This is a genomic window from Pseudomonas sp. AM4(2022) (assembly GCF_036346515.1).
Taxonomy (GTDB): domain Bacteria; phylum Pseudomonadota; class Gammaproteobacteria; order Pseudomonadales; family Pseudomonadaceae; genus Aquipseudomonas; species Aquipseudomonas paracarnis.
In genome coordinates this window covers 1-319 of the sequence record NZ_JAOTNW010000087.1, presented here as the reverse complement: position 1 = coordinate 319, position 319 = coordinate 1, and the positions used below count along the sequence as shown (strand labels likewise).

The 319-nt window shown below is 60.5% G+C and carries 1 protein-coding gene; it reads left to right on the top strand.

The window, feature by feature from the left end:
- Nucleotides 1-319, top strand: a 319-nt coding sequence (locus ODQ19_RS28095) for an RHS repeat domain-containing protein (RefSeq protein ID WP_330211850.1), incomplete at both ends; no start/stop codon positions are given.

Below are 319 nucleotides of genomic sequence, written 5' to 3'. Positions count from 1 at the left end.
TGAGGAGCAATTGCCCAATGGTGGGATCAAGCGCTATCGCTATGACGATCTGGGACGACAGGTTGCCCGTGAGGATGAGCATGGGGCGCTGACCCAGTATCAGTGGGACGCCGCAGGTCGCTTGCTGAAACTGATCCAGCCAAGCGGCGGTTGCAGGGAATTCAGCTACAACCCCTACGGCAAAATCATCGCCGAACGCGACGAACTCGACCACGTCACCCGCTACGAATACGAAGGTGGCCTGCACCTGATCAGCCGCCGCATCAACGCCGACGGCACCCAGGTCAAGTACCGCTACGACAACGCCCGGCTGCTGCTG